At 46.8% G+C, this 22,622-nt stretch carries 15 protein-coding genes; 8 read left to right on the top strand and 7 right to left on the bottom strand.

The window, feature by feature from the left end:
- Positions 1-103: 103 nt before the first annotated feature.
- From QZW47_RS21485 to QZW47_RS21470, 4 genes are all read left to right on the top strand, one after another.
- Positions 104-2,200 (top strand): GAF domain-containing protein, encoded by a 2,097-nt coding sequence (locus QZW47_RS21485; RefSeq protein WP_293131079.1) that lies wholly within the window; start codon positions 104-106, stop codon positions 2,198-2,200.
- Between the two features lie 59 nt (positions 2,201-2,259).
- Positions 2,260-2,460 (top strand): hypothetical protein, encoded by a 201-nt coding sequence (locus tag QZW47_RS21480; protein ID WP_293131076.1) that lies wholly within the window; start codon positions 2,260-2,262, stop codon positions 2,458-2,460.
- Between the two features lie 151 nt (positions 2,461-2,611).
- The gene (locus QZW47_RS21475; RefSeq protein ID WP_293131073.1) at positions 2,612-4,339 is read left to right on the top strand and encodes a diflavin flavoprotein; all 1,728 of its coding nucleotides are present in this window, start codon (positions 2,612-2,614) and stop codon (positions 4,337-4,339) included.
- A gap of 407 nt (positions 4,340-4,746) precedes the next feature.
- Entirely contained in the window at positions 4,747-6,492 is a 1,746-nt protein-coding gene (locus QZW47_RS21470) for a diflavin flavoprotein (protein ID WP_293131070.1), read from the top strand.
- A 422-nt stretch (positions 6,493-6,914) separates the two neighbouring features.
- On the opposite strand, the gene QZW47_RS21465 is transcribed toward QZW47_RS21470, so the two are convergent.
- From QZW47_RS21465 to QZW47_RS21445, 5 genes are all read right to left on the bottom strand, one after another.
- Positions 6,915-8,444, bottom strand: a complete 1,530-nt coding sequence (locus tag QZW47_RS21465) for a methyl-accepting chemotaxis protein (protein WP_293131067.1) — start codon at positions 8,442-8,444, stop codon at positions 6,915-6,917.
- 158 nt (positions 8,445-8,602) lie between these two features.
- Positions 8,603-9,121 (bottom strand): CDP-diacylglycerol--glycerol-3-phosphate 3-phosphatidyltransferase, encoded by a 519-nt coding sequence (gene pgsA / locus QZW47_RS21460; protein WP_293131064.1) that lies wholly within the window; start codon positions 9,119-9,121, stop codon positions 8,603-8,605.
- Between the two features lie 334 nt (positions 9,122-9,455).
- The gene (locus QZW47_RS21455; RefSeq protein ID WP_293131061.1) at positions 9,456-10,166 is read right to left on the bottom strand and encodes a sugar transferase; all 711 of its coding nucleotides are present in this window, start codon (positions 10,164-10,166) and stop codon (positions 9,456-9,458) included.
- Positions 10,167-10,814: 648 nt separating this feature from the next.
- Positions 10,815-15,095 (bottom strand): hypothetical protein, encoded by a 4,281-nt coding sequence (locus tag QZW47_RS21450; RefSeq protein ID WP_293131058.1) that lies wholly within the window; start codon positions 15,093-15,095, stop codon positions 10,815-10,817.
- A gap of 872 nt (positions 15,096-15,967) precedes the next feature.
- Complete coding sequence (locus QZW47_RS21445) at positions 15,968-16,189, bottom strand: hypothetical protein (protein ID WP_293131055.1); 222 nt, start codon at positions 16,187-16,189, stop codon at positions 15,968-15,970.
- Positions 16,190-16,531: 342 nt separating this feature from the next.
- Between QZW47_RS21445 and QZW47_RS21440 the strand changes: the two genes are divergently transcribed.
- The 4 genes from QZW47_RS21440 to cobT all read left to right on the top strand — a co-directional run bounded on the left by QZW47_RS21440 (position 16,532) and on the right by cobT (position 20,352).
- Positions 16,532-17,242 carry a Crp/Fnr family transcriptional regulator gene (locus QZW47_RS21440; protein WP_293131052.1) on the top strand — a complete coding sequence of 237 codons (711 nt, stop codon included), beginning with the start codon at positions 16,532-16,534 and terminating at the stop codon, positions 17,240-17,242.
- Positions 17,243-17,331: 89 nt separating this feature from the next.
- Positions 17,332-17,838 carry a universal stress protein gene (locus tag QZW47_RS21435; RefSeq protein ID WP_293131049.1) on the top strand — a complete coding sequence of 169 codons (507 nt, stop codon included), beginning with the start codon at positions 17,332-17,334 and terminating at the stop codon, positions 17,836-17,838.
- 213 nt (positions 17,839-18,051) lie between these two features.
- Positions 18,052-18,807, top strand: coding sequence for a DUF2232 domain-containing protein (locus QZW47_RS21430; RefSeq protein WP_293131046.1), 756 nt, complete (start codon positions 18,052-18,054; stop codon positions 18,805-18,807).
- 438 nt (positions 18,808-19,245) lie between these two features.
- Positions 19,246-20,352, top strand: coding sequence for a nicotinate mononucleotide-dependent phosphoribosyltransferase CobT (cobT, locus tag QZW47_RS21425; protein WP_293131043.1), 1,107 nt, complete (start codon positions 19,246-19,248; stop codon positions 20,350-20,352).
- Between the two features lie 337 nt (positions 20,353-20,689).
- Here cobT and QZW47_RS21420 read toward each other — a convergent pair whose 3' ends face one another.
- Both QZW47_RS21420 and QZW47_RS21415 read right to left on the bottom strand, forming a co-directional pair.
- Positions 20,690-21,088, bottom strand: coding sequence for a hypothetical protein (locus tag QZW47_RS21420; protein ID WP_293131040.1), 399 nt, complete (start codon positions 21,086-21,088; stop codon positions 20,690-20,692).
- A gap of 233 nt (positions 21,089-21,321) precedes the next feature.
- The gene (locus QZW47_RS21415) at positions 21,322-22,614 is read right to left on the bottom strand and encodes a transposase (RefSeq protein WP_293131037.1); all 1,293 of its coding nucleotides are present in this window, start codon (positions 22,612-22,614) and stop codon (positions 21,322-21,324) included.
- Positions 22,615-22,622: the final 8 nt, after the last annotated feature.

Here is a 22,622-nt window from a genome sequence, read left to right as displayed (position 1 = left end):
ATGCCAAAACTCCTAGTAGTGGCGGTTGAACTCAAGGCGGGGCAAGCAAATGTGTAAAAAATCATTGTCAATCCAAATACAGTACAACTGCTAATAAGTAAATATGTCTTTAAAAATACAACACGAAAACTCCTGGCACAGATTAACTACGCGGTTGCCAGAATCAGGAAGCTGGAAACCAGAAGAAGGTCTTTCGCTGCCCGAAATAGACGAACAAAAAGCCCTAATAGTGCAGATGCAGCAGCAAGTTCAGCTATCGAACTTGCTGAACGAGATTAATAACGAAATTCGCAGCACCCTTGATATAGAACAGATTTTAACATCGGCTTGCAGGTTGCTGGGGCAAGCGCTACAGTGCAGCCGCGCCAGTATTTTAGTCAAAGAATCTAATACAGAAAAAACTTTAGTCACGCGGGGAGAGTACAACGCGGGGGATTATCCGATGCAATTGGGAATGAAAGTACCGATGGCTGATAACCCGCACTTGACTGCTGTCGTGTCCCAGCAAGAGTCCCTAGCAGTGACGAAGTTTCTCGATTTTCCCGGGTTGAACTCACAAACCCGAAAAATTGCCGAAGCTTTGGAAATTCAGTCGATGCTGGCAGTCGCAACTCGCTATCAAGGTGAAGTAAATGGCATAATTGGCTTGCATCAGTGCGATCGCCAACGCGAATGGACTGATTGGGAACAGCAACTTTTAGAAGGGGTAGCATCGCAACTGGCGATCGCGATCAATCAAGCCAAACTCTACAGCAAAACCTGCCGTCAAGCCGAAAAAGAATCGCTGTTGCGCCTGATCGGCAACCAAATTCGCAGTACCCTGGATCTGGGAACTATCCTGCAAACAGCGGTGAGGGAAGTCCGCCAACTGTTGCACTGCGATCGAGTAATTATCTACCAATTTGATGACAACTGGCAAGGAAAAGTTGTCGTTGAAGATATGACGGTTCCTTGGCCTTCTATTTTAGGAGATATGGGGGCAGATAAGTGTTTTAGGGGAGATTACGCAGATCTTTACCAGCAAGGGCGAGTCAAAGCAATTAATGATATTTTTAATGCAGGTTTAGAGCCTTGTCACGTTAATTTCTTAGACAGTTTGCAAGTAAAAGCTAATCTGATCGTACCGATTGTTACATCCAGAAGCGAAGAAAATTCAGTTGCTACAGACACAAATTATCATTTAAAATTTCCCGGTAAACTCTGGGGTTTGTTGATTGCTCACGAATGCCACGATACCCGGAGTTGGCAGCGCCAAGAAATGGAATTGCTGGCGCAGCTAGCCGATCAAATGGCGATCGCCATCCAGCAAGCAGAACTTTACAGCAAAGTCCGAGAAGCTGCGGTCAAATCTCAAGCTCAAACCCAGCAATTGCAAGCCGCCATGCAAGAATTGCGATCGACTCAACAGCAATTGATTCAAACCGAAAAAATGTCGGGCTTGGGGCAAATGGTGGCGGGAATTGCTCACGAAATTAACAACGCCAACAATTTTATCCACGCTAACTTGTTTCACGCTCAAGAATATTTCAAAATCTTAAACGAAGCTCTCGAATTGTGCGGAAATGCCTGCCCGGAAGCCATGGAAACAATTGTCAGAATCAATGAAGAACTAGAACTCGATTACGTCCGAGAAGATTTTAGTAAACTGCTCAATTCGATGCGGGAAGGCAGTAGCAGGATTCGCTCGATCGTGACAACGCTGCGAAGTTTTTCTCGCTTAGACCACGCTGAATTTAAAGCTGTCGATTTGCATGAAGGTTTAGAAAGCAGTTTGTTGATGCTGCAAAATAAGCTGAAAACAAATATCAAAATTGACAAACAATACGGAAAGTTGCCACGAATAAAATGTCATGCCGGTCAAATCAACCAAGTATTTTATAATTTGCTGGACAATGCTTTAGATGCGATCGCCTCAGCGGGCCAACCGGGGGAATTAACCATCCGCAGTTGGCAAAGCGAACCCGACTGGGTAACAATCTCTGTCCGCGATACGGGAAATGGCATTCCAGCGGCAATTCAAGACAAAATTTTTGACCCGTTTTTTACCACTAAACCTGTCGGGAAAGGTACGGGGTTGGGACTTTCGGTGTGCTATCAAGTAATTGTGCAAGCTCACGGTGGCCGGATTCGGTGCGTCAGTCAGGTGGGCGAAGGAACTGAGTTGATTGTGGAGTTACCGCTGACAAATCAGAAGGCTTGAGATCGATAATTAGTTGGTTGTAAAGGTAAAGGTGCGCCGCCGCTCGAAAAGTCGATGGGATGCAAGGGATTAAAGAATGGCGACGCATCCTGCAAATACTAGAAACCCGGTTGCTACGAGTTTTGGTAGCAGGAACGAGAAATTTAGCCAGAAACTGGGTTTCTGAGTTCTATATCGGTTCAATTTATGTAAAAGCTCGGCTTGTAAAATTTGAATTTTGTCAATACCCAATCGGTAGATTTGTGCAAAAGCTGGCGTAAAGCGAAGCTATCCGGTAGGAATCGTCCGCTGCATACATTAATAACTTTGAAGTTACTTAACTCCCTCATAAGAAATTTTATAAAGATTTACAAAAGAAACGTGTCAGAATGGAAACAATAAGGTAATGGATAACAGACAAGGAGGCAGAGTATGGTAGCCCTGACTGAACGAGTCCAACGCAGATTGACGGTGGAAAAAGTCGAAATTGCCTCTGATACAACGGCAATTCGATGCCTGGACTGGGATAGAGACCGCTTTGACATCGAATTCGGGCTCAAAAACGGTACAACTTACAACTCTTTCATCATTCGTGGCGAAAAAACTGCCCTCGTCGATACGTCGCACGAGAAGTTCCGCCAGCAATATATGGAGACTCTGACGGGGGAAATTGACCCGAAACAGATTGATTATTTAATTATCAGCCACACGGAACCAGACCACAGCGGTTTGGTCAAAGATGTGCTGGCTTTGGCACCGCAGGCGATTGTCGTGGGGGCGAAGGTAGCAATTCAATTTTTAGAGAACCTTGTACACCAGCCGTTTGAGCGACTTGTCGTGAAAAATGGGGACAAACTAGATTTAGGAAACGGCCACGTTGTCGAATTTGTGTCGGCGCCGAATTTGCACTGGCCTGATACTATTTTCAGCTACGATAGCAAAACTCAGGTGATGTTCACTTGCGATGCTTTTGGGATGCACTACTGTTCTGACAGCACCTACGATGACGATTTAGCTGCGGTTGAGGAGGATTATCACTTTTATTATGAGTGTTTGATGGCTCCTAATGCTCGATCGGTACTGAGTGCAATGAAGCGGATGGCCGAGTTGGGAGAAATTGGTACGGTGGCGACCGGTCACGGGCCGCTACTGCGCTACAATGTAGCCGAACTTACCGGACGTTACAAAAAGTGGAGCCAAGCTCAAGCTAAGTCAGAAACCACTGTAGCGGTATTTTACACTTCCGATTACGGATTTAGCGATCGACTCAGCCAAGCGATCGCCCACGGGATTACCAAAACCGGTGTCGCCGTCGAAATGATCGATTTGAAAATCGCCGATTTACAAGAAGTTCGGGAACTTGTCGGTAGCGCTGGGGGGATTGTAATTTGTTCCCCGCCGAGTAATGGCGCTGCTGCGGAGAATGCCGAAGCTGCTATCAATACAATTTTAGTTGCTGCTAACAACAAACAATCCTTCGGTTTGTGCGAGTCCGGCGGCGGTGATGACGCATCGGTTTATCCGCTGCGAAACAAGTTCAAAGAGTTGGGTTTGAAAGAAGCATTTCCCAACATTTTGATTAAAGATGCGCCCACAGAAGCAATTTATCAGCTTTGCGATGAAGCCGGCACCGACTTGGGACAGTGGCTGTCGCGAGACAAGGCTGTCAAACAGATGAAATCCCTCGATAGCGATGTTGATAAAGCTTTGGGACGCATCAGCGGCGGATTGTACATTATTACTGCTCAAAAAGGCGAGGTTAGCAGTGCGATGTTGGCTTCTTGGGTGACGCAGGCTAGTTTTAAACCGCTGGGTTTAACAATAGCAGTGGCTAAGGATCGGGCGATCGAATCGATGATGCACGCGGGCGATAAATTTGTTCTCAACGTGCTGGAAGAAGGCAATTATCAAAGCCTGATGAAGCACTTTTTGAAGCGTTTTGCTCCGGGTGCCGATCGATTTGCTGGAGTCAAAACTCAACCCGCTAGCAACGGTTCTCCGATTTTGACAGATGCTTTGGCTTATATGGAATGCGAAGTAGTCAGCCGGATGGAACTTTCGGATCATCATATCGTATATGCGATCGTCGATAGCGGCCGCGTATCCCATCCTGAAGCATTGCCGGCAGTTCACCACCGCAAAGTCGGAAATCACTATTAGTGATTAGTCAGTGGTCATTAGTGATTAGTCAGTGGTCATTAGTGATTAGTTCTAAGTCCTTAGTCGGAGAGAAGAAGGAAGAGGGAAGTTCGGTAACGGATGTTAGGAAGACTTAAGTTCGGCAACGGAAACAGTTGCTTTTCTTGATTGCTTTCTCTATTCCTTTCTTTCTTCCTCTGCGTTCTCTGCGCCCTCTGCGGTTAAAAAAAATCTAAATCTCATTCACAACAGCAATTCCATCCCCACAGGAAACTTAATATAGGAACCGACACATTACTTAGGATATAAATGCGTCATGAATAGAGCCGCAAACCATAACCCATAAACGGTGTAACTATCAACTGTCAAGTGCTATGTAACTGTCAACTATCAACTGTCAACTGTCAACTGCTATATAGGTGCAATTAATGACTAACACTTTGACTCCGACACTCGCATCTAATGCCAGACCCCGCGACGTGCAATTTATCCCGATCGCACTTGATACATTTATGGTGCGATCGCGCACTTGGGAAAGACTCAAATTTGAAGTAGAATATTCCCTGCAAAAGGGGACAACAGCAAATAGCTATATCATACAAGCCGACAAAACTGCTTTGTTCGACCCGCCGGGGGAATCTTTCACCCAAAATTATCTAGATTGTTTGCAGCAGCGACTAGATTTGACCAAGCTAGATTACGTGATTTTGGGGCATTTTAACGCTAACAGAGCCGTGACAATTAAAGCTTTGTTAGAATTGGCTCCTGAAGTAGCTTTTGTTTGTACGAATCCAGCCGCGATTGGTTTGCGATCGGCTTTTCCCGAACAACAGTTAAATATTTTGATCGTTCGGGGTGAAGAAACTCTCGATTTAGGAAAAGGCCACAAATTAAAATTCCTGGCGACTCCGACTCCCCGCTGGCCTGACGAACTTTGCACCTACGATCGGCAAACTACCATCGTGTTCACTGACAAATTTTTTGGTTCTCACGTTTGCGGCGATCAAGTATTTGATGAAGGGTGGAGCGTTTACAGCGAAGATCGGCGCTATTATTATGATTCTCTGCACGCTTCTCAGGCGAAACAAGTGCTGACGGCAATGGATAAATTAGCTGATTTAACAGCAGCATTTTATGCTCCCGGTCACGGCCCGATCGTCCGTTACGGCCTCCACGAATTGAGCAATTTGTATCGGGAATGGAGCCAACAACAAAATTCTAAAGACTTGACAGTTGCTTTGATTTATGCTTCGGCTTACGGCAATACGGCGACTCTAGCGCAGGCGATCGCCAAAGGCATTACGAAAGCCGGTGTTGCTGTAGAAACTATCAACTGCGAATTTGCAGAACCGGGAGAAATTAAAGAGGCGATCGAGAAATGCGCCGGATTTATCATCGGTACTCCGACGCTAGCCGGACACGCACCGACGCAAATTCAAACTGCTTTGGGAATTGTGTTATCTACCGCAACTAAAAGCAAGTTAGCGGGGGTTTTCGGTTCTTTTGGCTGGAGTGGAGAGGCGATCGACTTAGTTGAAGGAAAATTAAAAGATGCTGGCTATCGCATCGGATTTGAGCCGATTCGAGCGAAGTTTAAGCCGACGGCGGCGACGATTCACGAGTGCAAAGAGGCGGGAACCGATTTTGCTCAAGCTTTGATTAAGTCGCAAAAATTGCGGGCGCCGAAACCTCAGTTGACTGGTGGGAGCGATCGCACGGAACAAGCTGTAGGAAGATTGGTAGGTTCGCTGTGCGTACTGTCGGCGCGGCGAGGAGATGTTACAAGTGCGATGTTGGCTTCGTGGGTGTCGCAAGCCACGTTTAGCCCTCCGGGTTTGACGATTGCTGTAGCGAAGGATCGGGCGATCGAAGCTTTGATGTACGCCGGAGATAAATTTGTCTTGAATATATTAGCAGAAGGACGACAGTTGCGTAAGTATTTCATGAAAAACTTTGCTCCGGGAGAAGACAGATTTGCCGGAGTCGAAACAACCGAAGCTAGCAACGGCTGTCCGGTTTTGACTGATGCTTTAGCTTATCTGGAATGCGAAGTAATTGGTCGGATGGAATGTGGCGATCATTGGGTAGTTTATGCAGCAGTTGAAAACGGTCATTTGCTCAAAAATGACGGGGTGACAGCGGTGCATTACCGCAAGTCTGGGAGTCATTATTAAGCTGCGATTAGGAAACGGCAATGCCGTGTCCCTACAAATATATCGAAGATTAGGACACGGCATTGCCGTGTCCCTACAAATATTTTGTAGAGATTAGGACATGGCAATGCCGTGTCCCTACAAATATATCGAAGTTTGTAGAGTGAATCAGCTTTCTGAGGTGCGTCGCTATTAGATTGTCGCTCTTTATGCAAGGAATGAAACAATGGCGACGCACCCTACGGCTTCCTTGTTGCTTGTTCCTTCAGTCAACGGTCAACTGTCAACTGTTTAACGCTGTCAACTGTCAACTGTCAACTGTTAACTGTTAACTGTTAACTGTCAACAGTTAACTGTCAATTGTTTAACGCTGTCAACTGTCAACTGTTAACTGTTAACTGTCAACTGTCAACTGTCAACTGTTAACTGTCAATTGTCAACTGTCAAGATAGCTTCTTAAGTTCTGCTGCGGTTTGGTTTAGCTGATCTGTGCTTAATTTAACTAGATCGAGGTTAGTAGCCGTTTCTGTTGCTCCTAAATTAACATTGTTCATGGCTTCGAGCACTTCTTGAATTGCGATCGCCTGTTGGTTAGCATTCATCGCAATTTGTTGATTGTTCAAAAATACCTTGTCTATCGACTCTGCTACACCGGCGAAATTTTTTTTTGTCCCTTCAGCTTGTTTAATTGCTTGTGCTGCTGTTTGTGAACCTTCATCCGTTACCATCGCCGTCTTGCCGATCGCAACTTTAATTTCTTTAACTAGATCATTAATGTTCTCGGCTGATTGTTTGCTGCGATCGGCTAATCGGCGAATTTCGGTGGCGACTACAGCAAAACCGTTGCCGTTTTCCCCAGCACGGACTGCTTCTACAGCAGCATTGAGAGCCAGCATATTCGTTTGGTTGGCGAGATCCGCTACCAACTCAGAAATTCCACTAATTTTAACAGCATTTTCGTTCAAGTCGTTAATCTGTTTGGCGATCGCACCTACTTTTTCTTGAAGAGTGACTATCCCCTGCATCGTGTTTTCTACAGATTGATTGCCGGATTCAGCTAATGTCAGCGCTTGATGGGCAGAGACTGCTGATGCTTCTGCTTGCTTGGCTGACATCGATGAAGCAACACTTAACTCGTTCATCGTCGCCGTCGTTTGATTCACAACATTAGCTTGCTGAGATATAGTAGATTCCTGCTGAGCAACTGCGCCAGTGATTTGCCTGGAAGAAGAGGCAATCTTCTTGACAGATTGTACTATAGGGTTAACTATGTCGCGACTGACGATCGCCGTCAAGACTGCTGCGCTAAACAAACTCAAGATCAGAGTACACAGTAGCAAAATACTTAAACGCTCGATCTTGGTTTCAATTTGATGATTTTTTTCTTCACCGACTTTTCGCTGGAGTTCGATTAGTTGTGAAAAAGCCTGAATTGTGGCGGCACCAAAAGGGGTGGTAGTCGCCGCGCGATACTCTGCTGCTTCCTTAATTTTACCTGCTTGCTCCAACTCAAACCACCTCGGTCTGGCTGCAATATACCTACGATAAGCATCTTGCACCTTCTCGAAAGCTGCTTGCTCTTCGGGTGTGATTTCGCCTGCGGCATATTCTCGCAGGTTATCGTCAATTATTTTGTACAATTTCGGCTGTTCTTTCAAAATGTCCGATCGATTTTCTGGTAAAACAATAAACTGTGGGAAGCCGTAACGCAGCTTCCATAAAGCCGACTCGGCGTTGGCTAGAGCCACAGTCCCCTTAACTTGATTTGTGTACAATTTTTTCGCATCTTTGCCTAATTCAACTGTGTTGTACCAACCAACAAATCCGACAACTGCGAGTAAAGCGGTCAACCCTCCAAAGCTAGCCAGCAATTTAGCCCGAATTCCTAAGTTCATTTTTGTTGCTAATTTAAAATAGGGTGTTTCGTACCAGCGCGATTCATACCGTTGCTGGATATACAAAAATTTTCGCATTTAAACCTATAACTTGCTCTGGACTTATACCATAGAGGTTCTGTATAGCCTTTCTCACTAAGGTGAGGTACGAATCTTGACCGAAAAGATCGCTGCTGCAAGGGTTGCAGCATCTCGGCATACCTCATCTTTCTGAGAAACGCTATATAGCAAACTCCTTACTTTTCCTCAGCAGTCTGGGACGGCCACAGATAAATAGCGCCAGAAATCAATGTTAAAGCCACAGAAACCCAAAACGCAATTAATGCCGGAAAGTTCCAGGCGGAGGACAGGGGAGCGATTAAAAGTGCGATCGCCACAATCTGACTAACCGTCTTCAATTTACCCCAAATATTCGCTCCCGAAATCGTGGTTTTATTAACACGCCACCCAGCAATTGTCAACTCCCGCCCCAAAATTAAAAACACTGCCCAAGCCGGGACTTTACCCAACTCTATCAATACTAACAGCGGCGCCAGCACCAACAATTTATCTACCAAAGGGTCGAGAAACTTTCCCAAATCGGTAATTTGATTCAGCTTCCTAGCCAAATAGCCGTCCAGCCAATCTGTAGCCGCGGCTACCACAAAAATCGCGGTACAAATCCAGCGGCTTTGGTCGCTTGGATCGTACAAACCGTAGAGCAGAAAAGGCACTCCCAGCAAGCGAGAAAAAGTAATCAAATTAGGCAAATTCATAAGGCAGTTGACAGTTGACAGTTGACAGTTGACAGTTGATAGTTGATGGTTGACAGATGAGAGTCAGTTGATAGTTGACAGAAGAACCCTCGCCCGCAATTTGTCCTCACCGAAGCAAGCCGAAGGGCGGACATTTAACAGTTTAGGGTTGACCGAAGGATGAAGGATAGAGGAACAGTCAAAAAATTAAGGGCAATCTTTTTTTACAAGATTGCCCTTAATTTAACATTTTTTTGTAGCTGTTTAACTTTGAGGAAAACAGCTTTTAGCTGAATATTCATCTAATAATCGAAGCTTACAACAAAAAACAGACAACCCAAAAACAGCCAGTAGATTAACACGCACCGTGTTTGTTCAAGACAACCAAAATTGTTTTGCAAATCAGACTGATGTCGTAGAAAACAGACCACTTGTACTGATAGTCGAGATCCATGCCCACAATATCGTCAAAGTCTTTAACCCCAGAACGTCCGTTGACTTGCCACTCCCCAGTCAAGCCCGGTTTGACATTTAAACGCTGCCAGTGAAAATCGTCGTAGCCTGCGACTTCATCGGGAGTTGGGGGGCGAGTTCCCACCAAACTCATGTCGCCCATTAACACGTTCCAGAATTGAGGTAACTCATCCAAACTCGTGCACCGCAAAAAACGCCCGACGCTGGTAATTCGCGGGTCGTTTTGATTCTTAAAAATATGACCCTTGGCTTCGTTGGTAACTAGGTGTTTGAGATTTTCTGCACCGACAACCATCGATCGAAATTTCCATATTCTGAAATGCCGCCCTTTCAAGCCGCAGCGGACTTGACTGTAGAGCAGCGGGCCCGGGCTGTCGAATAGCATTAATACAGCTACCGGCACCCCCACCGCCGCTGCAATTACTAATCCCAGTAGCGAACCCAAAATATCGATCGACCGTTTGAGCTTGCTAGTTACCGATCGGTGAACCTGATGTTTTGATACACAAACTGCGTAAGTAGGTTTGGGAATAAATAAGGAGAACATTTCGGATAATACTGATGATTTAGAAGCACCCATCGCAATTTTCATAAAAAGAAATACGGTAAGTGGGAAACTCGGCGACTTTAGTCCTTCCTAGGGAAACGACCCGGGGGACTAAAGTCCCCGTGAACCCCCTTGCGGGGTTGGAGGGGTATGGTTGCCCCTCCAATGGAGATATTGTGGTCTCCTTTCTCCCTTGCGGGGTAATGTTGGCCTCGACCTGGTTATAAAGGCTTGTTAGACCTGCAACACTGTTTCAGTGACTTTAAAACTGTTTAATTGCAGATGACAGAGCGAAAAACTGGCGTCGCATTCTCCGGTGTCCTGACCTAAATAACGGCTCCTCACGATCGAGGGGTCTGGTCAGTACAGCTTGCTCGATTTCTCTTACAAGCTCAGTCCCTAAAGGGCTGAGTTACTGACTGGATTTATCTGAAGTCTAACGATATCTCACGTCCATCTTATGAAACTCATCAAATATCGAGAAGGTGAAGTTCTGAGCTTTGCACAATCTTTAAAAAGCTGCAACACTTTATAAAGTTTGTGTGTATTTCCTCTCAGAATGTTTAAAAATTACGTAAATTTAAGTACATTTACTGAAAAAACTTAGTCTTGGTGACCAAAAAAAACAGTTTCTGCTACGAAGATTTGGGAAAACAGGGCAAATTTTACGCTAGAAAACCGGTTTTTCACCGTTTAGCGATAGGTATGGGCGCCCAGAGCCCAAGCAATTGTTAGAGGTTCTAATAATTTTTGCTGGCTGCTAGAGGCGAGGTGGGCTAAATATTCGCGAACAAACCCAGCGTGCTCGATATTCAAGCGATAACCCTTAACTACATCTTCAAAAAAAAGTGGCTCGGCCAAAATTGCTTCCCAATCGGGATTTTGCCTCGACTCCTCGGCCAGCATCATGAAATCTTGCTCCTCTGGCAAAAGTCCCGCTGGCAATTTTCCTGCCAAAATCTGCTGGATTCGGGCCTCGCAGGTGCGGGTATTCACGCCTTGGCGTTCCAACAACTGCAAAATTTCCTCAAAGCTCAGACTTTGGGCGCCCAAAACCTGTGTTAATTCCCACAACAGAAAAAAGTCGCTGTACTGCTGCTGCGACACCTCCAAAATTTGAGGATAGAGAGCCAGACTCGCCAACCCGCAGGCAACCCGATCGCTGGTTTGTGACAATTTTGTGTTGGGCGGTAACGAACTTAATGCAGAATTGTGCATTTGAGAAATATGTCGATCGACCTCCGATTCCCGATCTTGAACGACGATCGCATTCGGCAGCTTTTGGCGCAACCAGCGGGCGATCGCAGGCCAAGCACCCATGCCACCCGTACAAATCGCCTGATTGATGCCCGCCGGCGACATTCCCGCGCGGCTGAGCAAAGCATTTAATTCGCGGTTCAACTGCTGCACAAAAGGCACTAAAATCAAACTTTCCAAATCTCGGCGCTTAACATCCCAATGCTGCTGGCCAATATCCAAAACAAAACTTTCTTGATGCTGCAAAATAACTTTCAAATGTCTTGCCGCCTCCAACAATTGCAGCCCCAAAGCAGAACCTTGCAAGCGCTGCTGCAACTGATAGCGACTCGGCAAATCCGGATGCCCCGGACGCGGCAAATCTACCGACATTCCCCATGTTTCATTTTTCGCCAACAACTGACAGACAATATCCTGATCGAAAGCATTGCCGGCGAAATCAAAACTTTGACAAGTAAAATCAGCGCGAGTTAAATTTTGCAGGTTGGAAGGCAACTCAACTAAAGCTAATTCCACTGTCGCCGCCCCCGCATTCAAAATCAAAGTTCCCCCGCTAAAAGACGAAGCATTCACCACCAGCGGCGCAGATGTTTGGCCTTCCTCCCGAACAGATTCCAGGGCTGGCGATTGTAATTTCGAGGAATTTTTGACAGGAGTTAAAACAGCAAGTAAAGTCGCGATCGCATCTTCCACAACAAAAATTTGGGCCGCAGCAGCCACCAGATCCGCACCCAAAACAGCCTCCCGCAGGTTAAACCGATAAGCATCACACCAGCCTGCGGGAGTTCCCAAAATTACACCCTGCAAGTTTAAGAGCGCCACCTCTAGAGTTTCCGCTGTCAGTCCCGAAGCTTTGCAGGTGAAATTAGAAAGCGGTTCCGGCGCCAAATCCCCCCCCGCCCGACCAAATTTTTGTTTCTGCTTCCGGGGATTCAAAGTAGCCAGCAGCGCCCGCAAACCTTGCAGCGGCAGGGCGATCGACACAGCCTGCGAGGGCGACTGCTGCAACAGCGGTTCGTACATCCCAGCAGCTTCCCGCTGATAAGGAATGCTCACCTTTAAAGGCTGTTTAAAATTTTGCAATAAAAATTCTCCAGCAGGCAAGGTCAACTGTCGGAATCCCACAGATTTGACTCTCACTCGATCGCCGGAATTCCCTGGGGTTGTTGCTGAGAGTACCGCCACCGCAGGAATCCGAAACAAAGTGTCCGCAGCAGGACTCTCAGCCTGCGGTGCTTCCCAGTAAATCGGGTGCAACTCACCGCTGGCGCGATCAAGCAAAGCCGCCGACAGCCCGCTGGAACCAAAATCTATGCCTAAATACCAGCTCGATCGCGATCGATGGTGGGATGCAGCAAAAGGTGGGGCGATCGCCCCTGTCACAGAATGCTGCTCTTTCGCCTTGCCGATCTCGGTTGTGTCCTCAGCAAGTTCTGCTTTAGTCTCTGTCGAAATTAGGTTTTTTTTTTGACTTTCTGGAGAACTCGATCGCAGTTCGTCTGTTTGGGCAATTTCGGTATTTGCTCGATCGGTGTCGTTCAAACTCACCAAAATCTCGTCTAGCGTCAACTGCGATTCCTCTTCCCCAGCAAACCAATCGTCCCCAAATTCGTTGTCCAAAACAAAGGGTTCATCCTCAGATGAGAGTTCCAGATCCTCAGAGAACAAATCCTCTAGGGAGCCGAGTTCATCCTCCGCATCATCAGCAAAAGGATTGTCTGCTTCCTCCGAGGAACTCGGCACGAAATCCAAGCTGTTACCTGCGCTGAAATTCGATCGTCCCGCGGGCGTCTTTTCCAACCCTTCCAGATTGTAGAGGTCTCTCTCCAACAGTTCTAGAGTAGTCACATCCAATTTGATCGATCGACTGTCATCATCATCTACAACCTCGACGGGTAGCAAATCCTCCTCCGGCGAAGCTTGGATGTAAGCATCATCGAGCCTAGCAGATTGGTCGAAATCCCCTGTTTGAACCTCACTAACTCTCGACTCGCGAGGTGCGGCACTGGGGATCTGAGAGATCACTTCGGCAGGTCTCAAATCCGGTGGCTGGGTTACAGCAGCAGTGTCGAATCCATCGCCTCGGTTTTGAGGAGTTTCTAGATTTGGTCGATCGCCCGCGTCAATTTCCGGCGCTGCTGTTGAGTCTGGCGGTTCCCCTACCGATGGTAATGTTAGGGCGATCGAACTTGAGTGTGGCGGTTCCCCAACCGATGGTACGGTTGCAGGTTGCGGTTCAAATAAATCTTCTGTGTCTAAAGTTATATCCTCTACCGAATTACCGATTACGAAGTCTGAATCTTCAACTGATAGAAAATCTTCTAGCGATTCGCCTTCATCCAGCAAATTCACAAACAAATCTTCTGCATTATTTAGAGGTTCGCTTGTATAATATTGCTGATCTTGAGAGGGAACCGCTGTTCTTTCCGCAGTATTTTCTGTATTTTCGAGCGTAAAGTTTTCTAGTTCTAGTTCGGCGACTTCTCCGGCGAACAAACTTGCGTACAAATCTTCAATATTTTCCCCAGTTTCTGCTAATATATCTTCCGATTCACCACCGGAAAACTGAGTGGCCTCTCCCGATGTTTCGGGTGCATCACCTGCCAAATTATCTGCCAAATCAGGGAGCGAGATCCCATAGATCAGGCGCTCGCGCTCGCGCCTCAATTCTCCGAATTGGGGAGAAATTTCAGTACCGGCGTAGGGCAATCTGTCTTGTTCTTCGAGTTCGCGGCTGCGGTTAGGCTGGGGGACAGAGGGTTCGATCGCTCCCTGCGATCGGGCGCGATCGGCTTGGGAGCGCTCTGCTGCTGTGGGGGTGCCACTTTCGATATTCGTGAATTCGATCGGCTGCTGGACGTAGGAAGACGCTTCTCGCCCCAACTGTGCCGCCAAGTGGCTGACCAAAGCAGCGAACATGGCTTCGCTCTGCTGGCTCAAACCGTGCATATTTTCGATGCCTTGTCCCAAGGAAGCTTGATAGCTTTCGAGATTAGCGTGCAAAGCCTCGAACACGATACCCATGGTCGAATCGAGCCTCATCAGCAGATTGTCGGCACGAGCTTGAAACTGTTCCATTTGCTCGAGTCTCTGAGCTGGTGTCAGCAGCGGGTGTTCCGAAGAGACTTGTAGGTTTAAAGCCGAGGCTTCCAATTCTGGGGCGTTGGTAGCAGGCAACAACTTATTTTCTAGGCTGCCGATAATTTGGGAGAAATCGCGCTCTAAGGTTTCTTCTAAGCCACTCCTGAGTACCTGCAAGAATTCGGAGATGATTTGCTGTTGGTTTGCTTGTTGCTGAGCTAGCGATTGTTGCTGCTGCCGTTTTGTTTCTAGCTGTTTGATTTCTTGAATTAGAGCTTGCTGCTGTTGCCGCAGGGCTTCTACTTCTTCTTGGAGGGGCACCGTCAGGGTTGAACGCAGGTGGTTGATTTCTCCGGTGACGGCGAGCCTGATTTGCTCTGCTGCTGAGGGGCGAGCCGTCACTTGCGGCACTTTGGGGACTGGAACGGGTACCGGGCGGACATTTGGGGGGGCGGGCCTGTCGCGGGCTGCTAGTTTGGAGTCAGAGGAAAGCAGATAAGCGCGAACTCGCTCTAACAGTTGGCGCTGGTGGACAGTATCGATCGAACCTGTCCAAGGCAAGCGGGGTGCGGGCTTGCTGAGTACCTCGTCAATCTCAGCAATCAGTGCTTGAATTTTGTACTTCTGAGAATTCAAGGGCGGAACCTCTGGGAATGCGGCTTGGGAGAAAAATTTTTAGCGGAAAAAGACTGAAGTCAAGTGGCAGCTATGCCAATAGATATAGCAGTTGACAGTTGACAGTTGACAGTTGACAGCTTGCGCGCTCGCGACTTGCCCGCCCGCGAAGTCGAGGGGAGTCGAAGAGTTGACAGCTTGCGCGCTCGCGACTTGCCCGCCCGCGAAGTCGAGGGGAGTCGAAGAGTTGACAGCTTGCGCGCTCGCGACTTGCCCGCCCGCGAAGTCGAGGGGAGTCGAAGAGTTGACAGTTGACAGTTGACAGTTGACAGTTGACAGTTAAAGGAATCAAACCGTTAAGGGTAGAGGGGTCTCGGGTTTTATTCATGAGGTTATCTATGTCTTAACAGCTTTGGCGGTTGCTATAGAATAATCTGAATGCGAGTCCGTCAATAATTTACTAACATTTTTTGACAACTTTGAATCAAGCTTTTCCCTTCGGATGACTTCTATTGCCATGATAGGTTAGCTGGTACTTGCCCATCAAATGCTTGGCGCGCGATCGGCTGCCTGCAATCTCCTATTCTGCTGGTGCTTGCCGAAGCTTAGGGCATCCGGGCCCTTCGGCAAGCACCAGGGGCGCTGCGCTTGACGAATTTTTGCCCCAGTCGGGGGCCGTGCGAGCCACCGTGCTACTCGCAGTTTGACGATCTCGCCCCGCGTGCTTCTACAGCAGCCAGTCCTCTGTCTCGATCTCGGACGCACTGGGAAAATACCTCAAACAATCTGCCATTTGGGATGCTGGGATGCCGGATGCTGCCCGTCCTTTCAATTTAAGCAACCTTTTATAGTAGCTTTTTATCTGTGTTCGCCGCTAGAGATTAATGGTACAATCATCTGGGGCTAGCATCCAAGGTTGCTGAAAACTGCGTCGGTTTCAGTTCCATGCGAGCGCAAACCTTGAGAGCCTGAGGTAGATTTTGCTGTTGTTGCTGACAATTGACCGATGCGAGGCACGGGCAGTCGGGTTTGGTGGCTGCCAATGCCGTGGTTGCAGATTGGCGCTGTTTCCGGCTAGCAGCAGGCGAGGCGGCCCACCAACACCCGCTGACCACAAATCTCTCAGGAGTGTTAAGCTTGTCTGCGCGAAGTGCTTGTCTTCGCTAATTCGATCGGCACCATCGGCTTGTCGCGCTGCTTAAATTTTGTGAATAAAATTTAAGCAGCGGTATGTATGTATCTAAAAAATTATGGTATAGTCTTTAGTTTCTAGGTTGCAATCAGAACTTGAGGCTATTAATTCCCATATTCCACCTTTGACTGCAAAACTTTAGAGGAAAAATTGCCGATTTTAGATAATTGTTACTCCAATCAGGAATCTCAAATCGATTGACTCGGCTCAAGCTATTTCTATTTGCCCAGCGCTGCTCAAGCGCATAAATTAAAATGATGGCCTCATGGAAGACCGCTTTAACACCCGAGATCCGCAGTCTAATATAAATCAATTGATAGTTTCTACTCCTTTTTTCGCAGGATTGCCCGATCCTGTAATCGAGAGAGCAACTGTTCACATCGTTACCCGCAGTCATCCGTCAAATCAAGTGATTTTACTAGAAAATGACTGGGGAACATCGGTGTATTTTATATTGGATGGTTGGGTGAAAATTCGCACCTACAACCTAGACGGAAAAGAAGTAACGCTGAATATTTTAGGTAAAGGAGAACTGTTCGGGGAAATGGCAGCGATCGAAGAAGCACCGCGATCGACAGATGTCATCACCCTAGCTCCGACATTAATCGGGAATATGCCATCACAGGACTTTGTGCAGCTCATTCATACCGAACCCCTAGCAGGCATTCGGCTAGCTCAACTGATGGCCCGCCGCCTCCGCCAAGTCAACCGCCGCCTGCGTTTGCGAGAGTCGGACAGTACCTCGCGGGTAGCAGATATTCTATTATTTTTGGCAGAGGGGCAAGGAAAAATTATGTCAAGTGGAGGTACAGAAATTCCTAACCTCCCACACAGAGAATTGAGCAGCCTGAGCGGGCTGGCTCGGGAAACAGTAACGCGAGTGCTCAGCAAGCTGGAAAAAAAAGGAACTATTCAGCGCGAACGTGACGTTTTGTGCATTCCAGACCTGCACGCCTTGGAACGTCTGTTAGTCTAGAAGTATCAGAGATGGCTAACTTGAATTAAATTCACAAGCACTCTCTGTTAACTAACGGATATTGATGATTTGCCGCTGGAGGTAAAGCTGTGAGTTTTAAGAAAGTTTTCGCTGCTGTAGATGATTCTGAACTCGGCCACCGCGTCTTCAATCAAGCTGTAGAATTAGCTGCGAGCGATCGAGCCGAAATGATGCTATTTCACTGCGTAACTGTCAGCTCGATTGGCGAGACCGCAGTGCCAATTCCAGTAGATTTGGGCATGAATGTCGAGTTGATGGATCAAGCTTATCAAGCTCAAAATTTGCGGCTGGAAAGAGAGGTAAAACACTCTGAAAGTTTGCTCGAAAATTACTGCGAGGCTGCGGCAAAACAAGGAGTGCAGGCGGAATTTGACTGCAAAGTTGATGGCGATCCGGGGCATTGTATTTGTGAATCCGCTCAAAATTGGGGCGCAGATTTAATAGTAGTGGGGCGGCGCGGCCGCACCGGGCTTACCGAAGCTTTCCTCGGGAGCGCGAGCAATTATGTCGTTCACCACGCATTGTGTTCGGTGTTTGTAATTCAAGATGTCAAAGTGACCACACGATCTAGTTGAAAATTTTTGATGAGAAAATCGATCTAAAATAAGACTAGCGTTCTTACCTCAACCCGGTTTCAGCGAGCAAGATTTGATTTGATTGAGCCATTGACTCGCGAAACCGGTTCTGGGTTACACAGGCCGCAAGTCGGGTAACATCTAAAATCTAAAATTGAAAAACCGGAAATTGCCCACATAACGCAAGTCCTAAAATCTAAAATCTAAAATCGGATGAGTGATTTTTTGTCAGCAGATGCCGCGTCTAATTCGGGCAGTTCCCTCAGTAAAAATAATGAGCCACAAACCGCCGATATTTCAGCAATGGCGGACGATCGCACAAATCCAGATACCCGGACGCCAGAATTAGGGGAAGCGCCTTTAAGACTCGTAGAAACGGCATTTTTGGCAAGTACCGCTAGCTTGATTTGGCTGGTAAATTATTACTTTCCGCTGGGGCCGCTGCTGCGGGTATTTTTCCCGGTACCCATTGCCCTAGTTTACCTGCGCTGGGGAAACCGCGCCTCTTGGATGTCGGCTTTGGTTTCGGGTTTGCTATTGTCGGTACTCATGGGCCCGACGCGGAGCATTTTATACGTGATTCCTTTTGGAATTATGGGAGTTTTGCTGGGAGGACTTTGGAGGCGCAAAGCGAGTTGGTTTGTATCTATTAGTTTGGGCGCGCTAATCGGCACTTTCGGCTTCTTTTTTCGGTTTTGGCTGCTGTCAATTTTGGTGGGCCAAAACCTCTGGGTTTACCTCACAGTGCAGGTAACAGAGATGGTGGAATGGGTGTTTGTCAAGCTGGGCTGGCTGAGCGTGCCGAGTTTGGGCACCATTGGGGCGATCGCCGCCGGCATGATTTTGCTGAGCAATCTTGTTTATTTATTTGTAGTGCATTTAGTAGCTTTGCTGCTGTTAGATCGTTTGGGAAATCCGATTCCCCGGCCGCCGCACTGGGTGCAAGTTTTGCTCGATTATGAAGAGTAGTTATACGAAGGAAGAAGGAAGAAGGAAGAAGGAAGAAGGAAGAGGGAAGAAGTAAGAAGGAAGAGGGAAGAAGTAAGAAGGAAGAGGGAAGAATAAGGGAGCATCAAGCGTGTTGCTTGTGTAGTGCGGTCTCCCCTCGCACTACAAAAAAAATACTTTTTACAAAAATGATACGCTGCCAATTCCCCATGACAAATGACAAATGACAAATGACCTGTTTGAACAATGACAAATGACCTGTTTGAACAATGACAAATGACAAATGACCTGTTTGAACAATGACAAATGACAAATGACAAATGACAAATGACAAATGACCTGTTTGAACAATGACTAATGACAAATGACAAATGACAAATGACAAATGACAAATGACAAATGACAAATGACTAATGACTAATGACTAATGACAAATGACAAATGACCATTGACTAATTTATGATTGGTATTTATACAAAAATTGAACAGGGCCAGCGGTGGCTCGATCGCTATCGGGGACAAAAACCGATATTTGGTTGCGTGTTAGGATTTACGGCGACTGGGTTAATTCCGGGGATTTCCGCAGCAGGAGCAACCCCGCGCGATCGACAATTTACTTGTTTGGCCGATGCAGAATTCTTGTATAACGGCCCCCAACCGTCGCCGCAGTATCCCTTGCCGCCCCTAGAAGCCGGAGCATCGCCGGTACTGATATCTCGCGCTGTAATCGAAGCTTTGGAAATTCCGCTTTACCTGTTTAATGCTGGTTTGCTCCTACCGCCTCCCGTACCTGCAATTGATTTGGGCGGTACTGCGGCAAAGTGTCTGACTTCTGGGAATGCTTTAGAACTAGAAACAGTCAAACATTTGCTGGAACAAGGATTAATTTGGGGCGCTAAATTGGCGGCCCAAACTAATCGCAGCTATTTAATTTTAGGCGAGTGCGTAGTTGGTGGCACAACTACTGCTTTGGGCGTGTTGATGGGGTTGGGTATTGCAGCGACGGGAAAGGTTAACAGTTCTCATCCTAGCTGCAATCACGAGCAAAAATTGGCTGCGGTGACAGCGGGGCTCGATCGCGCTGGGTGGGAAATCGGCGCAAAAAACAGCACTCCCCTAGAATTGGTGGCGGCGGTGGGCGATCCGATGCAGGTAGCGGTGGCGGGAATGGCGATCGCCGCGAGTCGCAGTTGCGGGGTACTTCTGGCTGGGGGCACACAAATGCTGGCAGTGTACGCTTTGATGCGAGCGATCGCCCGAGAATATGCTCTGTTCTGGTGTCCCGAGCAAGTTGCGGTGGGGACTACGCGCTGGGTGGCCGAAGACCCGACAGGGGACACTGTAGGACTCGCTAAGAATATCGGCGGTGTGCCTCTGTTGGCTGCACAGCTAAGTTTTGGGGGTTCTCGCTACGAACAACTGCAAGCTTACGATCGCGGGTATGTTAAGGAAGGTGTGGGTGCGGGCGCGTGTGCGATCGCCAGCGGCTTGTTGGCCAATTGGACTCCTGCTCAGCTCCTGCAAGCAGTTGAAGCTTTAGCCGGACGGTGCGAAATTAAATATTAGACGAGGAATACACTCACAAGCCGGATTTTTAGTTTTCTGTGCTTCCTAGAATGTTAGGAATTAAACATCAAAATTTCAGACGCGCCTAGCTACGCGCGAAGCTAGTCGTGCTGTTAAACCAGCTTCGTTTTGGCTGAATAATTATATTACTTTTTGTAGCTTTTATGCTCGAAAAATCACAGAATATTGTCCCAAATATCTTGCTGTGAAACAGAGTTTTCGCTGCTCTCTGCGCGAGACAAAAAATTTCATGCAATCCCTTTATAAATAGACCAGCATAAGTTAATGCTGCTGGTATTTTTTGTCTAGATTGAGACTAGCTCCCAAGCTGCAATATTTAATTAGAGCCACCTACGTGTTGCGAGTGGATTCTTTTGGCGAGCAACTGTTCTTCTAAGGCAGCAATTCGATTGTAAGCTGCTGTTAGCTGAGCTGTGAGGCGCTGGATTTGAATCTCGGCGCTCAGCTCTTTTTCCTGGCTTTGGGAATTATTGTCAAAATAACTGTCATCTAACAAGATGTCTTTGTGTTCTAGTAGTCCGTCGAGACTGCTGTAGCTTTGATACGCCGAGGTTTTGTGATTTCTTACCGTAAGAGAGCGATCGTCGTTTTGCTGCTGGGTCAGCTTTGTCTCCTTAGCCGACTCTAATAACTTTTCATTGAGATTTTCTATGAGTTTGTACAGGGCATCGACTTGTTGAGTCAATACTGTAACTTGCTGGCGTAACGCTTCCATGCAATTATCCTGAGAAATTTAACTTATATCTTTACATATAAGGGAAATCTTTACATAATTGGGATTTATCACTAAATTATTTAATTTTTGACATAATTGTTGTGTTCCCAATGCTGGCGGTAGATTTAGGGACTGAGTTTGAGGATTTAAGATGTTCCATTTGGCGATTTTAGATTGTGTTGGATGCTGAAACAAGGTTGGTTAACTCCTATAGCTGGTAAAAGTATAGTCATTTATTGCATGACATGGGAGGCGTTAAGTCCCTCCCCCTTCCCTTTCACTTTGAGCGGATCGACCCGCCTCGGCTGAACTACGCAGCTCCCTATCCCATTGCGGAACGCATTTGGGATTGCTTTTCTGAGGATATTGTACGCTGCATTCACATCGGAATTAATTAGCTGACCAGTCGATGTTTTGTACAAACCCCGCTTAATCCGCTTACCAGTAAACACAGGCTCTTTTTCGGTTTTTCCATAAACAGGAATGGGGTCTAAACCTAAAAAACTGGAGCGGGATGTGTAGGATTCTTCCTGCACAATTACTGTGATTCCCGCCAACCGAGCTTTGTACTCCAACATTTCAATTAATCGAGAGTGAGGAATACTAACAAAGTTTTGATTTTTTTTCTTCCCTAACTCGATTTCTGTTTTCCACTGCGCGTTCTTGCCAATTACTAGCGTCCCAATCTGCTTGGTCAGCAAAAGGTTAATAATTAGACGGCTAGCATGATGTAAGTAATTATCAACTTTTTGATGGCGACAGCGAGTTAAGCGCTGAATGCGGGGCGAAGTTTTGCGATTCCCTTTTAACTGGGATTGCAATCGTGCTTTCCGCTTATTGTAAAACTGGTTAATCGATTTCAATGGTCGCCCGTTAATCAACAAAGGGATAAATCCCGGTTGATTTGAAGTTAACGCCACTAAATTATCCAGTCCTAAATCAATACTAGCTACAGAATTAGCGTTGCCAAGGGTTGACTCCGGTTCACTTCGACTACGCTCAGTACAAGCATCATAAATTACCTCAATTACATAGGAATCACATTTCGGAACCAGCCTAATTTGGCAAACCTGGTGGGGATTGACTTGGGTTTTAATTAAAAGTTCTGTACCCGAAAGTTTAATGATTCCTTTCTTCAACTGTTTGCTGCTAATTGCTTGAATCGTGTAGACGAGAAGATTTCGCCCTTTAGTCTTATCTTTGTACTTTGGCAATTTTGGGCGACCCGTGAATTTTGAAGAATCAACTTTGTAAGCTTTAACGGCTTCAAAAAACGATTTCCAATTCTTGTCTAGCACCATCAAGATTTGCTGACTTACTTTAGCAGGCAAAGCCTTATATGCTTCGTGAGACTTCATCAATCGGTTCATTTCGTTGTAATTGACATAACCCCATCCATAAATAAAGCTCTGACGAATGACGTAATTGGCTGCATTGTAGAGGTTTTTGGACTTGAAAGCTAGTTCGTCTATTTGGGCGAAACGGTGTTCCGTTGATTTAATGATGTGCCTCTCTGTTAGTTGCATTTGAGAGT

Origin of the sequence: Microcoleus sp. bin38.metabat.b11b12b14.051 (genome assembly GCF_013299165.1) — a bacterium.
Classification (GTDB): Bacteria; Cyanobacteriota; Cyanobacteriia; order Cyanobacteriales; family Microcoleaceae; genus Microcoleus.
This window is presented reverse-complemented; position numbering and strand designations above follow the sequence as displayed.

What these genes read in the sequence shown, in the direction of transcription:
- pgsA (WP_293131064.1), bottom strand. Translation starts at nt 9,121, where the DNA reads ATGAATTTGCCTAATTTGATTACTTTTTCTCGCTTGCTGGGAGTGCCT.
- QZW47_RS21430 (WP_293131046.1), top strand. Translation starts at nt 18,052, where the DNA reads ATGAGTGATTTTTTGTCAGCAGATGCCGCGTCTAATTCGGGCAGTTCC.
- QZW47_RS21485 (WP_293131079.1), top strand. Translation starts at nt 104, where the DNA reads ATGTCTTTAAAAATACAACACGAAAACTCCTGGCACAGATTAACTACG.
- QZW47_RS21475 (WP_293131073.1), top strand. Translation starts at nt 2,612, where the DNA reads ATGGTAGCCCTGACTGAACGAGTCCAACGCAGATTGACGGTGGAAAAA.
- QZW47_RS21465 (WP_293131067.1), bottom strand. Translation starts at nt 8,444, where the DNA reads ATGCGAAAATTTTTGTATATCCAGCAACGGTATGAATCGCGCTGGTAC.
- QZW47_RS21455 (WP_293131061.1), bottom strand. Translation starts at nt 10,166, where the DNA reads ATGAAAATTGCGATGGGTGCTTCTAAATCATCAGTATTATCCGAAATG.
- QZW47_RS21480 (WP_293131076.1), top strand. Translation starts at nt 2,260, where the DNA reads ATGCAAGGGATTAAAGAATGGCGACGCATCCTGCAAATACTAGAAACC.
- QZW47_RS21415 (WP_293131037.1), bottom strand. Translation starts at nt 22,614, where the DNA reads ATGCAACTAACAGAGAGGCACATCATTAAATCAACGGAACACCGTTTC.
- cobT (WP_293131043.1), top strand. Translation starts at nt 19,246, where the DNA reads ATGATTGGTATTTATACAAAAATTGAACAGGGCCAGCGGTGGCTCGAT.
- QZW47_RS21440 (WP_293131052.1), top strand. Translation starts at nt 16,532, where the DNA reads ATGGAAGACCGCTTTAACACCCGAGATCCGCAGTCTAATATAAATCAA.
- QZW47_RS21470 (WP_293131070.1), top strand. Translation starts at nt 4,747, where the DNA reads ATGACTAACACTTTGACTCCGACACTCGCATCTAATGCCAGACCCCGC.
- QZW47_RS21420 (WP_293131040.1), bottom strand. Translation starts at nt 21,088, where the DNA reads ATGGAAGCGTTACGCCAGCAAGTTACAGTATTGACTCAACAAGTCGAT.